Origin of the sequence: Novosphingobium sp. PP1Y (genome assembly GCF_000253255.1) — a bacterium.
In the GTDB taxonomy this organism is placed as follows: Bacteria; Pseudomonadota; Alphaproteobacteria; order Sphingomonadales; family Sphingomonadaceae; genus Novosphingobium.
The window spans coordinates 3,648,594-3,664,102 of the sequence record NC_015580.1; the positions used below are offsets into that span (position 1 = coordinate 3,648,594).

The 15,509-nt window shown below is 64.2% G+C and carries 10 protein-coding genes; 7 read left to right on the forward strand and 3 right to left on the reverse strand.

Annotated elements, in window-relative coordinates:
- The first annotated feature begins 62 nt into the window (after positions 1-62).
- Positions 63-2,108 carry a TonB-dependent receptor domain-containing protein gene (locus tag PP1Y_RS23225; protein WP_041559129.1) on the forward strand — a complete coding sequence of 682 codons (2,046 nt, stop codon included), beginning with the start codon at positions 63-65 and terminating at the stop codon, positions 2,106-2,108.
- A gap of 471 nt (positions 2,109-2,579) precedes the next feature.
- Positions 2,580-2,804 (forward strand): hypothetical protein, encoded by a 225-nt coding sequence (locus PP1Y_RS23230; RefSeq protein WP_148275059.1) that lies wholly within the window; start codon positions 2,580-2,582, stop codon positions 2,802-2,804.
- Here PP1Y_RS23230 and PP1Y_RS23235 read toward each other — a convergent pair.
- Both PP1Y_RS23235 and guaA read right to left on the reverse strand, forming a co-directional pair.
- Positions 2,777-3,004 (reverse strand): hypothetical protein, encoded by a 228-nt coding sequence (locus tag PP1Y_RS23235; protein WP_041559131.1) that lies wholly within the window; start codon positions 3,002-3,004, stop codon positions 2,777-2,779. The genes PP1Y_RS23230 and PP1Y_RS23235 overlap by 28 nt on opposite strands.
- Positions 3,005-3,351: 347 nt before the next feature.
- Positions 3,352-4,911 (reverse strand): glutamine-hydrolyzing GMP synthase, encoded by a 1,560-nt coding sequence (gene guaA, locus PP1Y_RS23245; RefSeq protein ID WP_013834364.1) that lies wholly within the window; start codon positions 4,909-4,911, stop codon positions 3,352-3,354.
- A 652-nt stretch (positions 4,912-5,563) separates the two neighbouring features.
- On the opposite strand from guaA, the gene gyrB reads away from it, so the two are divergent.
- From gyrB to PP1Y_RS23260, 3 genes are all read left to right on the forward strand, one after another.
- Positions 5,564-8,071, forward strand: a complete 2,508-nt coding sequence (gene gyrB, locus PP1Y_RS23250) for a DNA topoisomerase (ATP-hydrolyzing) subunit B (RefSeq protein WP_013834365.1) — start codon at positions 5,564-5,566, stop codon at positions 8,069-8,071.
- Between the two features lie 124 nt (positions 8,072-8,195).
- Entirely contained in the window at positions 8,196-10,079 is a 1,884-nt protein-coding gene (locus PP1Y_RS23255) for a M1 family metallopeptidase (protein WP_013834366.1), read from the forward strand.
- 78 nt (positions 10,080-10,157) lie between these two features.
- The gene (locus tag PP1Y_RS23260; RefSeq protein ID WP_007012934.1) at positions 10,158-10,559 is read left to right on the forward strand and encodes a metallopeptidase family protein; all 402 of its coding nucleotides are present in this window, start codon (positions 10,158-10,160) and stop codon (positions 10,557-10,559) included.
- A gap of 31 nt (positions 10,560-10,590) precedes the next feature.
- Here PP1Y_RS23260 and PP1Y_RS23265 read toward each other — a convergent pair whose 3' ends face one another.
- Positions 10,591-13,347 carry a [protein-PII] uridylyltransferase gene (locus PP1Y_RS23265; RefSeq protein ID WP_013834367.1) on the reverse strand — a complete coding sequence of 919 codons (2,757 nt, stop codon included), beginning with the start codon at positions 13,345-13,347 and terminating at the stop codon, positions 10,591-10,593.
- A gap of 197 nt (positions 13,348-13,544) precedes the next feature.
- On the opposite strand from PP1Y_RS23265, the gene lgt reads away from it, so the two are divergent.
- Both lgt and PP1Y_RS23275 read left to right on the forward strand, forming a co-directional pair.
- Complete coding sequence (gene lgt / locus PP1Y_RS23270) at positions 13,545-14,444, forward strand: prolipoprotein diacylglyceryl transferase (RefSeq protein ID WP_013834368.1); 900 nt, start codon at positions 13,545-13,547, stop codon at positions 14,442-14,444.
- Positions 14,444-15,508 (forward strand): class I SAM-dependent methyltransferase, encoded by a 1,065-nt coding sequence (locus tag PP1Y_RS23275; protein WP_013834369.1) that lies wholly within the window; start codon positions 14,444-14,446, stop codon positions 15,506-15,508. Before lgt ends, PP1Y_RS23275 begins: the two co-directional genes overlap by 1 nt.
- Position 15,509: the final 1 nt, after the last annotated feature.

The following is a 15,509-nucleotide window of genomic DNA, read 5'->3' on the forward strand; positions in this document are numbered from 1 at the left end:
CTTGAGTGACGTTATATCATTACTTAATAGGCGCGCACTCTCATCAGAAAAAGGGGCCCAACTTGAAAATTCGTGCCTTGCTGCTTTGTGCAGCTTCCCTGCCCGCGATCTCGGCGCCGTCCGCCCATGCTGACGAGGCAAACGGCGGCTCGCGAATTGTCGTCACGGCCACGGCGTTCGAACAAAAGGCCGACGAAACCGCAACCCCGGTGATCGTCCTGAGAGGCGACGACCTCGTCCATCGCCGCCAGGCCACGCTCGGAGACACGCTGGCCGGGCAGCCGGGCATCAATTTCGACAATTTCGGCGGCGGCGCCAGCCGTCCGGTTATCCGCGGCCAGACCGCACCGCGCGTCCAGTCGCTTTCGGACGGTGCGAACATTCAGGACGCATCGGCCGTCTCGCCCGACCATGCTGTCACCGCCGAACCGCTTCTGCTGGAAGGCATCGAAGTCCTGCGAGGCCCCTCCGCCCTGCTCTATGGCGGGGGCGCGATCGGCGGCGCGATCAACCTGATCGACGGCAAGGTCCCCACAGCACTCCCCGAGGGCGGTTTCTCCGGCGTCGCCGAAGGGCGCCTCGGCACGGCCGATGACGAACGCTCGCTGGTTGGCGGGCTAACCGCCGGGATCGGCCCCTTCGCAATCCATGTCGAGGGCGTGCGTCGCACCTCGGACGACTACCGCATTCCCAAGAAGTTCGGCGACCGCCACGTCGACGGTTCGTACAACGACACATCGACATTCAGTGTCGGCGGCTCATGGGTCGGGCCGGATGGCTATCTCGGCGTGGCCTATACCCGCCAGCGCAGCGAATATGGCCTGCCCGGCCACAGCCACGAATACGAATCGTGCCATCCGCACGGCACCAGCCTGCACTGCGGCAGCCACGATGATCACGACCATGACCATGACCATGACCATGACCATGATCACGAACATGACCACGACGAAGTCCCGTACGTGAAGTTGAGGAGCGAGCGCTTCGACATCCGCAGCGAATACCGCAACCCGCTGCCGGGCTTCGAGAAAGTGCGCCTGCGCATGGCATTCACCGACTACGAGCATGACGAGCTCGAGCACGACGAAATCTCCACGACCTTCCGCAACAAGGCGCACGACATCCGATTCGAACTGACGCACAAGCCGCTGGCAGGCCTACGCGGCATCTTTGGTGTCCAGCATTCAAGCAGCAGGTTCAGCGCCGTCGGCGAGGAAGCCTTCCTGCCGCAGAGCGATACTGAAAACACCGCATTGTTCCTTATGGAAACACTGGCAGCCGGACAGGTGCGCTTCGAAGTGGCCGCGCGGCAGGAATGGCAGAGCATTGAGACCACTCTCAATCGTCGTGTCACCCACCAGCCCTTCTCCATCTCCGGCGCGGCGATCTGGAACGTCGGCAGCGACTATTCGCTCTCACTCTCGCTTGCCCGCTCGCAGCGAGCGCCCAACGCGCAGGAACTCTTCGCGCGCGGCGTTCACCTGGCAACCAATACTTATGAGATGGGCAGCGCCGCGCTGGGCACGGAAACGGCGAAGTCGATCGACGTGACCCTGCGCAAGACCGCCGGGGCAACGACCTTCACGATCGGCGCCTACCACCAGGACTTCAGTGACTACATTTTCGCAGAGACGCTGGATCGCTTCGAGGACTTCCGCCTGATTCGCTACACGGCCGCCGACGCCCGCTTCACCGGGATCGACGGCGAAGTGCGCCAGCAGATCACACCGGAATTCGCGCTGTCGATCTTCGGGGACTATGTGCGCGCAAAGCTGAAGGACGGCCTGGGCAACTTGCCGCGCATTCCTGCCGGTCGGCTGGGGGGCCGGACCGATGGTCGCTGGGGCCCGCTCTCTGCGGATCTCGAATACTATCGCGTGTTCGAACAAGGCAAAGTGGCCTCGTTCGAGACGCGCACGCCCGGCTACGACATGGTCAATGCGACTTTGGCCTACAAGCTTGCACTCGGCCCGCAGGCCAATGCCGAACTGTTCGTGCGCGGTAACAACCTGACCAATGCCCTGGCGTTCAACCACGCCTCGTTCATCAAACAGGCAGCGCCGCTGCGCGGCCGCAACTTCACCTTCGGCGTGCGCAGCACGTTCTGACCTGAAGGCGCCCGCGCGGGCGCCGGGCGCGGCAGGTCTCTTCAATCCCACGACCTTTCGCGCCCACCATGTTGGTCTGCGCAGCCCGCAAGAGCGAAAGGGAATCGGTCAGTCGCCATCTTGGTGCCTGACCGATTCCTCATCTATATCTCCGGCCATGCCACGACGACGCCACGCGGCCTGTCCTGCACGAAGCGCTGCGCGACCGGCCGCAAGCCTGCCCAATGGACCGTTATCTATACGATTTTCAAGGAGAGGAACTGGAGCGGGCGAAGGGATTCGAGCCCTCGCCCCAACCTTGGAAAATCTAGGCTTGGCCTCCCATGGGGTTCGCTCAGATACGCCAGAGCGTGACAAGCATCTGTTTTCTCGTGGTTCCGATTGTGCCACACTTCGCTTGAATTCGATCCAAACGACCTGTCAGTAGTCCCGTGCTCGTCCCGGCGTCGATACTGGTCCACACGACACGGAATGAAGCAAGCGGGTCAACGTTCGACAGTGAAATTGACGCGCAATCTTTGCGAGCGGGCGGAGAAACGCGAAGATCAATATGAGCTCTGGCATGCCGAAATTGCCAGCTTCGGCCTGCGCATTATGCCCTGTGGCGTCAAATCGTTCATCGTGCACTACCGCGCCGATGCTGTTAGGCGGACCGCCAAGCGCCGCACCTACACCTTGGGCGCCTCGGCGCACTGACGATCGAGAAGGCCCGAAAGAGCGCCAAAACTGTTCTCGGCGCGGCCGCCAACGGCCAGGGTCCTGGTGAGAAACGGATCGCCAAGCGCGGCGAGATGCTGATCTCTCAATTGCTCGATCTGTACGGAAAGCGCAGCTGCGTGATCCGGCGCGGTAAAAAGATCGGGCTCCGGCGATGCCGGGGTGAGGCAGATAATCAATCTTGCAATGGACTCAATGCGCCTGCAGCAACTTGGCTACCGCAATGGGCGCAACTTCGACTCCTTCGAAGCCCTGTACCAGGTACGCACGATGTTTTCGCAGGGTTATCAGACGTCCCTCCTGATTGCCCACCCCATCGATATGGCCGGAATGTGGGCCAAGACCGAGCGCGTAAACTGGCACGCGCCCCCTCCCATCTCAAACTAACGGACCTTTACGCAGGCAGACTTCGGCCGTTGAAAGGTTCCGCTCAGAGGGCCCGATCCCAACGAATAAGGGCCCGCATTGCTGTGGGCCCCTGTTCAATACCGTGTTCGCAGGGACCTCTCCGGTCCCTGACGCCGGTTCATTCCCACTCGATCGTGCCGGGCGGCTTGGAGGTGTAGTCGTAAACCACGCGGTTGATGCCCTTCACCTCGTTGATGATGCGCGTGGCGACACGGCTGAGGAAGGCGGCATCGAAGGGATAGATGTCGGCGGTCATCCCGTCGGTCGACGTGACCGCGCGCAGGGCGCAAACGCTGTCGTAGGTGCGGCCGTCGCCCATGACGCCAACGGTCTTGACCGGCAGCAGCACCGCGAAAGCCTGCCAGATCGCATCGTAGAGGCCGGCATTGCGAATCTCCTCGAGGTAGATCGCATCGGCCTTGCGCAGGATATCGGCCTTGTCGCGGCTGACTTCGCCGGGAATGCGGATGGCGAGGCCCGGTCCGGGGAACGGGTGGCGGCCCACGAAGATGTCGGGCAGGCCCAGTTCGCGGCCCAGCTCGCGCACTTCGTCCTTGAACAGTTCGCGCAGCGGTTCGACCAGTTTCATGTCCATGCGCTCGGGCAGGCCGCCGACGTTGTGGTGGCTCTTGATCGTGACCGAGGGACCGCCGGTGAAGGAAACCGATTCGATCACGTCGGGATAGAGGGTGCCCTGGGCCAGGAACTCGGCGCCGCCGATCTTCTTCGCCTCGTCCTCGAAGACGTCGATGAAGGTCTTGCCGATGAACTTGCGCTTCTTTTCGGGGTCGGTGACGCCCTCCAGCCCCTTGAGGAACAGGGTCGAGGCGTCGACGTGGACGAGCGGGATATTGTAGTGGCCGCGGAACAGCGACACGACCTGCTCGGCCTCGCCCATGCGCATCAGGCCATGATCGACGAAAACGCAAGTGAGCTGGTCGCCGATCGCCTCATGGATGAGGACGGCGGCCACGGCGGAATCGACGCCGCCCGAAAGGCCGCAGATCACGCGCTTGTCGCCGACCTGCTCGCGGATTTCCTCGATCTTGGTCTTGCGGAATTCGGCCATCGTCCAGTCGCCGGCCATGCCGCAGACGTGGCGCACGAAGTTCTTGAGCAGCTTGCCACCATCGGGCGTATGAACCACTTCGGGGTGGAACTGCATCGCGTAGATGCGCTTCTCGTCGTTGGCGATCACCGCGAAAGGTGCACCGGAGCTGGACGCGACGGGGCGGAAGCCCGGGGCAAGGCTGGTCACCTTGTCGCCGTGGCTCATCCAGACCTGGTGCTTTTCGCCCACGTTCCAGAGACCGTCGAACAGGGCGCACTCATCCCCGATCTCGATGAAGGCGCGGCCGAACTCGCCCGAGTCGCCGGCAAGCACCTCGCCGCCCATCTGGTGCATGAGCGACTGCTGGCCATAGCATATGCCGAGCATCGGACGGCCGCTCTCCAGAATGCAATCGGGAATGCGCGGACCGTTGTCATCGAGCACCGAGGCCGGCGAACCCGACAGGATGATGCCCACCGGATCGAGGCGCTTGAAAGCTTCTTCGGCCATCGAGAACGGCGCGATTTCGGAATAGACCCCCGCTTCGCGCACACGGCGCGCGATCAGCTGGGTAACCTGGCTGCCGAAATCGACGATGAGTACGGAATCTGACGAGGGGATGTTCATGGCTGGCCCCTAATGCGAGCCGCAGCGAGTGTCCAGATGGCAGTCGCGAGCGAAAAGCTCCGCATTCGCCCAAATCCGCTACTTGAGTTGCAAAACTTGCAATCTCTATTCAGGAAATAGAGATTGAGGTTCAAGGGGCGAGAGACTAAATGCTGCACATGCGAAGGGAACGGGGCGAACCCGTCTCTTATCGAATGCAGGAGTAGAAACAGATGACCATCGTAGAACGGACTGTCGGCCTCGCCGCGGCATTTGGAATCAGTGCCCTGGCGTTCGCTGTGACCCTCGTCTGAGGCCAAAGTGATCCCAACCGGAAGGGCGGTCCCGAGGGGCCGCCCTTTTGCTTTGCACCTGCACAATATCGCGGCCTGAGCGACTTGCGCTCACTCCGGACGGCACCCCGAAAAGGCTCCTCCTCGCACGAATGCACGATGCGCAAGCAAGGCTTGCGCTGAGTTCGCGGACGGAGCTGCCGCCCAGCCGCGACCGACAAAACACCCCTGCCGGTTCCAACCGAGGCGATTCGCTAGGCGCAGCTGCTCGTCGGCGCCATCGCATCGGTACGGCGCATGGCCGCCAACTCTTGTGGAAAAGCGCCCCTCCCATGCCGCTTTTGCTTGGGTTTGCCGGGGCCAATGCCTATAGACTCGCCATGGCTAGCGAACCCGAAAACGGCAAGAACACCAACTCCTACGGCGCAGACTCGATCAAGGTCCTCAAGGGCCTCGACGCGGTGCGCAAGCGCCCTGGCATGTACATCGGCGACACCGACGACGGCTCGGGTCTCCACCACATGGTTTTCGAGGTTTCCGACAACGCGATCGACGAGGCCCTGGCCGGGCACTGCGACCTCGTCCTCATCGAGCTGAACCCCGATGGCTCGGTCTCGGTCGAGGACAACGGCCGCGGCATTCCCACCGACATTCATGCCGAGGAAGGCGTTTCGGCGGCCGAGGTCATCATGACCCAGCTCCACGCCGGCGGCAAGTTCGAGAACACCTCGGACGACAATGCCTACAAGGTTTCCGGCGGCCTGCACGGCGTCGGCGTCTCGGTGGTCAATGCCCTGTCCGAATGGCTGGAGCTTACCGTCTGGCGCGACGGCAAGGAGCACTGGATGAAGTTCGCCCATGGCGACGCCGTGTCTCCGCTGGAAGTGCGCGGGCCCGCCCCCGAAGGCAAGAAGGGCACGCGCGTAACCTTCCTTGCTTCCACCGACACGTTCAAGAACGTGACCGAATTCGACTTCGAGAAGCTGGAGCACCGCTACCGCGAACTCGCGTTCCTCAATTCGGGCGTACGCATCAAGCTGCGCGACCGCCGCCATGAGGAAATCGTCGAGCACGACCTGTTCTACGAAGGCGGCATCGGTGCATTCGTGCAGTTCCTCGACCGCAACAAGCAGGCGTTGATGCCCGATCCTATCGCCATTTCGGCGGACAAGGACGGCATCGGCATGGAAGTCGCGCTCGAATGGAACGATTCCTATTACGAGAACGTATTGTGCTTCACCAACAACATCCCGCAGCGTGACGGCGGCACCCATCTCGCCGCTTTCCGCGCCGCGCTGACCCGCACGCTCAACGGCTATGCCGAACGCTCGGGGCTTCTCAAGAAGGAAAAGGTCTCGCTTTCGGGCGACGACATGCGCGAAGGCCTGACCGCGATCGTTTCGGTGAAGCTGCCCGATCCCAAGTTCTCCTCGCAGACGAAGGACAAGCTGGTCAGCTCCGAAGTGCGTCAACCGCTCGAGGCGCTGATGAGCGAGAAAATGAGCGAGTGGCTGGAGGAAAACCCCGCCACTGCCAAGACCATCGTCCAGAAGGTGATCGACGCCGCCGCCGCCCGCGAAGCGGCGCGCCGTGCCCGCGAACTGACCCGCCGCAAGGGCGCGATGGACATCGCCAGCCTGCCCGGCAAGCTGGCCGACTGCCAGGAACGCGATCCGTCCAAATGCGAACTGTTCCTGGTCGAGGGTGATTCCGCAGGCGGTTCGGCCAAGCAGGGCCGCGACCGCAAGACCCAGGCGATCCTCCCGCTCAAGGGCAAGATCCTCAACGTCGAGCGCGCGCGCTTCGACCGCATCATTTCCTCCAAGGAAGTGGGCACGCTGATCCAGGCGATGGGCACCGGCATCCGCGACGACTTCAACCTCGAAAAGCTGCGCTACCACAAGATCGTCATCATGACCGACGCCGACGTCGACGGCGCGCATATCCGCACCCTGCTGCTGACGTTCTTCCATCGCCAGATGCCCGAGATCATCCGCGCCGGGCACCTCTTCATCGCCCAGCCGCCGCTCTACAAGGTCGCCAAGGGCCGCAGCGAAGTCTACCTCAAGGACAATGCCGCGCTCGACCGCTACCTCGTCGAAGGCGGACTCAACGGCCGCGTGCTGGAAACGGCGGGCGGCGCTCGCAGTGGGCCGGACCTCGAATCGCTGGTCGAACATGCCATCCGCATGCGCAACCTGATGGCCTTCGTGCCGCGCCGTTATGACACCAACATCATCGAGGCCCTGGCCCTTGCCGGCGTGCTCGCGCCCGACCTGACGAGCGACGCACGCGAGGCAGCCATGACGCGCGCGGCGGCCTGGCTCGATCGCGGCGACACCGAAGCTCGCTGGACCGTGAGCATGAGCCCCGAGGGCAATCTCGAGGTGGAGCGCCTGTGGCGCGGCGTCACCGATCACCACAAGATCGAGGCTGCCTTCCTCACCAGCGCCGAGGCCCGCAAGCTGGCCCGTCTCGCCGCCGAGAACGTCGACGTCTATGCCAATGCCGCCCGCCTCGTGCGCGCTACGGCCGTGGCCGAGACGGCCGAGCCCGAGGAGGCGAACGACGACGATGGCGAAACGAGCGCAGCGCGTCCGGTGGTCGGCGAAGATGCCATCACCCGGCCGAGCGAACTGCTCGAGAAGGTGCTCAGCACAGGCCGCAAGGGGCTCTCGATCCAGCGCTACAAGGGTCTTGGCGAAATGAATGCCGAGCAGCTGTGGGAGACCACGCTCGATCCGGAGAACCGCGCCTTGCTGCAAGTCAAGGTCGAGGACGCGGACGTGACCGACGAGATCTTCACCCGCCTGATGGGCGACATCGTCGAACCGCGCCGCGAATTCATCCAGGAAAACGCGCTCAACGTCGCCAACCTCGACGTCTGAGGCCCATGTGAGGGTGCGCAATGCGCGCCCTTCGACACATCGGAATCGATTGGGAACAGTCCGCCGCAAGGCGGTCTGCCTTTCCGGTGTTGCGCCGGGACGCATGCGACCATAAGTTGCGCCGATGCGTATTCTTCTTGCCGCGGTCCTCCTGGCCAGCACTGCACCGTTCAGCCCCGTCCTTGCGTCCGAGACGGCTAGCCCCGCTCCCATCCTGACGACGCCCGAGGCCAGGGACGTCTGGACCCATGCACAGCCGGAAGTGGCGCGCGTCACCCATGTCGCGCTCGACCTCGACGTCGACTTCGCCACCAGGACACTGGGCGGCACGGCGGTGCTTGACGTCCTGGCCGCGCCGGGCGCGACGCAGATCGTGCTGGATGTCGACGACCTCGATATCGCGTCCGTAACCGATGCCTCGGGCAAGGCGTTGAATTGGAAGGTAGGCGCCGACGATCCGGACCTCGGCTCCGCCATGACCGTCGATCTCGCCGGAGCCAGGCAGATCCGCATTGCCTACCGCACCAGGCAGGGTGCCAGCGCGCTGCAATGGCTTCCGCCGGAAATGACCGCGGGCAAGAACAAGCCCTACCTGTTCAGCCAGGGTCAGCCGATCAACAACCGCAGCTGGATCCCGACGCAGGACAGCCCGGGCATCCGCCAGACCTGGGAAGCCTCGCTGACCGTCCCGGGCGATCTGGTCGCGGTGATGAGCGCGGAGAAGCTTTCGGGCGACAAGGGCGAGCGACTGCCTGACGGGCGCCGCCGCTTCCGCTTCCGCATGGACAAGCCGGTTCCGCCCTACCTCATCGCCTTCGCGGTGGGCGACATCCGGTTCAAGTCGCTCGGCCCGCGTTCGGGCGTCTGGGCCGAAGCGCCGATGCTCGACAAGGCGGCGAAGGAATTCGGCGACGTCGAGAAGATGATCGACGCGGCCTCCGCGCTTTACGGTCCCTATCGCTGGGGTCGATACGACATGCTGGTGCTGCCGCCTGCCTTCCCCTTCGGCGGGATGGAAAACCCGATGCTCACGTTCCTGACGCCGACCATCATCACCGGCGACCGGTCGAACACCGACGTCGTGGCGCATGAGCTGGCGCATTCGTGGTCCGGCAATCTCGTCACCAATGCGACATGGTCGGACTCGTGGCTCAACGAGGGCTTCACGACCTATTTCGAGAACCGCATCATGGAATCGCTCTACGGGAAGGAGCGCGCCGCGATTTACGCCGATCTCGATTGGGACGGCTTGCTGCGCGACATCAAGGCGGCCGGGGGCGAGACCGCGGCGACCACCCGCCTGCACGGCGATCCGGGCGCGACGGCGGGCCAGCTCGACTACTTCAAGGGCTCGAATTTCCTGCGCATGATCGAATATACCGTGGGCCGTGAGCGTTGGGACGCCTACCTCACCTCCTATTTCGATCGTCACGCATTCCAGCCGCAGACGACCGCCGGGTTCCTGGCCGACTTGCGCGAACATCTGCTCAAGGACGATTGCGCACTCGAACTCAAGCTGCAGCTCGACCGCTGGGCCTATGCGGCGGGGCTGCCCGACAATGCGGTTCACGTCAAAAGCGCGACGCTGGCGAAGATCGACGAAAAGCTGGCGGCCTACACGGCTGGCGGACCGGCAAGCGCAGTGCAGCCGCAGGGCTGGAGCACGCAGGAATGGCTGCGTTTCCTCAACGGCATTCCACGCGAACAGTCCCCCGCGCGCCTTAAGGAGCTGGACGAGACGCTTGGCCTGTCCGCCTCCACCAACGCCTATGTGCAGTCCGCATGGCTCGAACTCGCCATTGCCAACCGCTATGAGCCGGCGCTGCCGACACTGCGCCGCTACGTCGCGTCGATCGGGCGCGGGCTGCTGATCGCGCCGCTCTATCGCGGGTTGATGAAGCAAGGCGAATGGGGCGCGAAGATCGCGCGTGACGACTTTGCTGAAGCGAAGCCGACCTATCACCCTGCCACCGCCGATGCGATCGCGCGGATCATACAGGGTAATTGAACGCAGCTTCGTGACGAGGCGCAGTATATGGGCTAATACAGCCATCATGACTGCACTCCCATTCGGCGGGGCGGGGCGATGAACGGGTCGATCGGCGCTGCGCCTTCGGCCGCGGACTTCGATGCCCTGGCCCGCTCTGCCTTCGCGCGCATTCCCGAACCGTTTTCCCGGCACCTGGACGGCATCACCGTCCAGGTCGAGGAATTCGCCGACGAGGAAACCCTCGAGGCGCTCGGCATGGACGACGCCTGGGAACTCACAGGCCTGTATCAGGGGCGCCCGATGGACGAGGAAACGGTGTGGAGTGCAGGCGAACTGCCCTCGCGCATCACCCTCTACCGACAGCCGCTACTGGCCGAATGGTGCGAAACCGGGGTCAGCCTCGAGGCGCTGGTGACCCACGTGGTGATCCACGAGGTCGGCCACCACTTCGGCCTGTCCGACGCGCAGATGCACGCGCTCGAGGGACAGGCGCACTAGCGGCTCGACGCCGCGCGGGCTGCAAGGCCCGCTAGGCGGCGACTTCCTCTACCGTTCGCTCGCTGGCTGCGTCGAGCAGGCGGCGTTCCAGCGCCTTGAGCCGGCTGGTCGCGGTCAGCTTCTCGCCCAGCAGATCGGTCACGTAGAACGTGTCGGCCGCGCGCTCGCCATATGTGGCGACATGAGCCGAATAGACCATCAGCTTCGATTCGAAGAGGGCGTGGGCCAGCCGGTTGAGCAGGGCCGGACGATCCCTCGCATTGACCTCGACGACGGTGAAGCGGTTCGAGGCCTTGTTGTCGAAGATCACCCGCGGGCGCACCTCGAAGGCATCGGCGCGCGGCCGGGCATCGGGCTTGGCGACCAGTTGCGGCAGGATCTTGATCCGGTTGGCCAGCGCATTCTCGATGGAGGTGCGCAGCCTTTCGAGCTGGCTCTCCTCCATGAACGGCCGGCCCAGCGGGTCCTGTACGAGAAAATTGTCGACCGCGCGCCCGGTGCGCGTGGTGTGGATGCGCGCATCGATGATGTTGCCGCCGGCGAGGTGGATGCCGCCCGCGATGCGATAGAACAAGCCTGGATGATCCGAGGCGATGACGGTGACGAGCGTCGCGCCATGCGCCTGGTAGTATTCGGTATGGATCGAGAGCGCGTGCCCCAGCGCCTCGGCCGCCTCGAGCTGGGCGAGGTTCTTGGCGATGACGTCCTCGCTCTCGGCGATCCAGTAGGAATCGACGAACTTGGCGCCGACTTTCTCGATAAGCGCGGCATTGGCCGGTTCCAGCGCCTCGACCGCGGCCTTCTTTGCGGCAATGCGCTTCTCGCGACCGAATTCGGCGTGGCCGAGGCGCAGGCGCTCCTCGGTGGCAGCATAGAGTTCGCCGATAAGCTGGCGCTTCCAGCTGTTCCAGGTTCCGGGGCCGACGGCGCGGATATCGACGATGGTCAGCATCGTCAGCTGGCGCAGGCGGTCGAGCGACTGCACGACCTGCACGAAATCGGTGATCGTCTTGGCGTCCGAGAGGTCGCGCTTGAAGGCAGTGGCGGAAAGCAGCAGGTGCTGGCGCACCAGCCAGCTCACCAGCTCGGTCTCGTCCTCGTCGAGTCCGAAGCGCGGGCACAGCTTGAGCGCGATCTCTGCGCCCAGCACCGAATGGTCCCCGCCCCGCCCCTTGGCGATGTCATGCAGCAAGACCGAGGCATAGAGCGCGCGGCGTGAACGGACCTTGTGGACGATGTCGTGCGCCAGCGGGTGATCGTTCTTCAGCTCGCCCTTCTCGATCCGCGAGAGCAGGCCGATCGCCCGGATCGTGTGCTCGTCCACCGTGTAGTGGTGGTACATGTCGAATTGCATCTGCGCATTGACGCGTCCGAACTCGGTCACGAAGCGGCCGAACACACCCGCCTCGTTGAAGGCGCGCAAGGAGATTTCGGGATTGTTGCGACTGGTGAGCAGTTCCATGAACAGCTCGTTGGCTCGCTTGTCGCGGCGCACGTCTCCCTTGATCAATACGGCATCGCGGGAGATCAGGCGCATCGTCTCGGGATGGATTTCGAGCCCCTCCTTGTCGGCCAGCACGAAGATCTCGAGCATGCGCACCGGATCGCTTTCGAACCAGTCGTCGCTCGGCGCCTTGATGCGCCCGCCGAAGACCTTGTAGCCCTTGAGCGTGCGGGGCTTGGCGCGAAACCCGGCCAGCAGGCCGCGCGGCTGCTTGCGCGCGAACTGCTCGTCGAGCTGGGCGAGGAACACCCCGGTCAGGTTGCCGACGACTTTCGCCTGCAGGAAGAAGAAGTGCATGAAGCGCTCGACCGCGCTCTTGCCGGGCCGGTCGGCATAGTTCATCCGCGCCGCAACCTCGCGCTGCATGTCGAAGGTCAGGCGATCCTCGGCCCGCTTGGTGATCGTGTGCAGATGGCAGCGCACCGCCCAGAAGAAGTTCTCGGCGCGGCGGAACGCCTTGTATTCCTTGGACGTAAGCAAGCCGACCTGCACCAGTTCGGACGGGTCGCGCACCTTGTGGATGTACTTGCCGATCCAGTAAAGCGTGTGCAGGTCGCGCAGCGAGCCCTTGCCTTCCTTGACGTTGGGCTCGACCACGTAACGGCTATCGCCCATGCGCTTGTGCCGTTCTTCGCGCTCGGCCAGCTTCTCGACCACGAACTGGCGTTCGGTGCCGGAAACCACATCGCTCCAGAAGCGTTGGCGCGCTTCCTCGTAGAGATCCTGGTCGCCCCAGACGTAGCGCCCTTCCAGCATGGCTGTGCGGATCGTCAGGTCCGAGCGGCTCATCTTCACCATCTCGTCGAGCGAGCGACTCGAGTGCCCGATCTTGAGGCCCAGGTCCCAGAGGAAATAGAGCATCGCCTCGATCACCTGTTCGCACCACGGCGTCTGCTTGATCGGGGTAAGGAAGGCGATGTCGACGTCCGAATGCGGCGCCATTTCACCGCGGCCATAGCCACCCACGGCCATGATCGTCAGGCGCTCCCCGCGCGAGCGATTGCTGACCGGATAGACATTTTCGACCACGTGATCGTGAATCACCCGCATGAGCTGGTCGACCAGGAAGGCCTGCGCCTCGGCCACGTCGTGCCCGGCGGAAGGCTTGCCGGTCAGACGTTCGGCAATTTCTGCGCGCCCCGCATCCAGCGCGCCGCGCAGCACATCGACAATGGCGCGGCGCGCCTTGGTGTGGCCGGACTCGTCAACCAGCTTGTCGATGGACAGGACCAGGGCACGGCGGTCGATGACGGAACGCGGGGAGGGAATGCGGATGACGCTCATATCCCATGACTTCTAGACGGCGCGGGCCTCAAGGGAAACCCGCTCTCGGTGAAGATCGCGAACGCGCCGCCCGAACGCCATTTTCGCGATGAACCGGCAAAACCCGGCTATCTTCGCCCCTCCCACTATGCCAGAAGGCCGCCAAGCAGCCGCCGGTCCCGGCGGACACGGTAACGCAAAAACACGAGGTCGAACGCTTGTCCCTGCTGACCCTTGCCGCTGCTGCCGCACAGGCACACGAACCGATTCACTGGGTCGACCTGGGCCTGAAGAACTATCTCTTCCGGATCGGCAGCTTCGAGCTGCGCTGGTACTCGCTCGCCTATCTGGCCGGCATCGTGCTGGGCTACTGGCACCTCTCACGCATGATCAGGTCACCGGGCGCGCCCCTGGCACAACGCCATGCCGACGACCTGTTCTTCTACTGCACGCTCGGCATCATCCTGGGCGGCAGGCTCGGCTATGCCACGTTCTACACCGGCGGCAACACCGGCATTCCCAGCCTCTGGACCCACCCGACAGAGCTGCTTTCGCTGTGGCACGGCGGAATGAGCTTTCATGGCGGCCTTATCGGCGTGCTGCTGGCAATGCTCTGGGTTTCGTGGCGCGGCGGACTGAACTTCGTGCGCGTGGCGGACTACCTTTCGGTCTGTGTGCCCTTCGGCATGATGTTCGGACGCCTCGCCAATTTCGTGAACGGCGAACTCTGGGGCCGCGTGGTCACCAATCCGAACCTGCCCTGGGCGATGGTCTTTCCCGATGCGCCGGACCAGCTCCCGCGCCACCCCAGCCAGCTTTACGAAGCCGGGCTGGAGGGCCTGCTGATGATCGTCATCATGCTCACCCTATACTGGAAGACGCGCGCACGCTTCCGTCCCGGCCTGCTGGTGGGTGTATTTACCGTCGGCATCGGCTGCGCCCGTTTCTTCGTCGAGTTCTTCCGCGAACCTGATGCCCAGCTTGAGGACTTCGCCCGTGAAACCGGGCTTTCGATGGGTCAGTGGCTGACGATCCCGCTGATCCTGCTGGGACTGTTCATGATCGCCCGCGCCCTCGCCAAACCGGCGCTTGCCAGCGGTAGGCCCGCCACCGCCTGATGACCGGCATCGAGGACAGCCGCGACCCGCTGGATGCGATCTTCCGGCGGCTGATCGCCAATTACGGCCCGATCACGCTCATGCACTACATGGGCGAATCGAATGCGCGTTACTACTCGGGCAAGGATCCGCTGGGCAGCGCGGGCGACTTCATCACTGCGCCCGAAATCAGCCAGATGTTCGGCGAGCTCATCGGCCTGTGGCTGGCCGACATGTGGATACGCGCCGGACGCAGCGACAAGGTCCACTACGTCGAACTCGGACCCGGCCGCGGCACGCTGGCGCGCGATGCGCTCAGGGCCATGAAGAAGTACGGCCTCGAACCCAAGGTCCACTTCGTCGAGAGTTCGGCCGCGCTCAAGGACATCCAGCTTGCCGCAGTGCCGCAGGCGCAGTGGCATGACGACATGTCCACCCTGCCTGCGCGCGGCCCACTGCTGATCGTGGGCAACGAATTCCTCGATGCACTGCCGATCCGACAGCTGGTCAAGACCGCGCAGGGCTGGCGCGAGCGCATGGTCGGCCTCGACGACGACGAACGCTTCATCCCGGTCGCGGGGGACAAGCCGATGGACGCCGCGATTCCAGAGGCGCGGCGCGAGGCCGAGGACGGCACCCTGATCGAGACCTGCCCGGGCGCGGCCTCGGTCACTTACGAGATTTCGGGCAGGCTGCTGGCGCAAGGCGGCGCAGCCCTGCTGATCGACTACGGATACGACGAGCCGCGCACCGGCTCGACCCTGCAGGCGCTGCGCGAACACAAGATGGTCGATCCTTTCGCCATGCCGGGCGAGGCCGACCTCACGGCGCATGTGGACTTTGCAGCAATGGCCAATGTCGTGCAGGCGCGCGGCGTGCGGCACCTAGGTACTGTCACGCAGGGCCACTGGCTGCGCGCGCTGGGGATCGAGGCGCGGGCGCAGAGCCTGGCCAAGGTCGCCCCGCAGCATGCAGAGGCGATCCAGTCGGCGATGCACCGCCTGGTTGCCGAGGACCAGATGGGCTCGCTGTTCAAGGTCATGGGCATCGGTGCGCCGGAATGGCCGCTCGGCGCAGGGTTCTGAC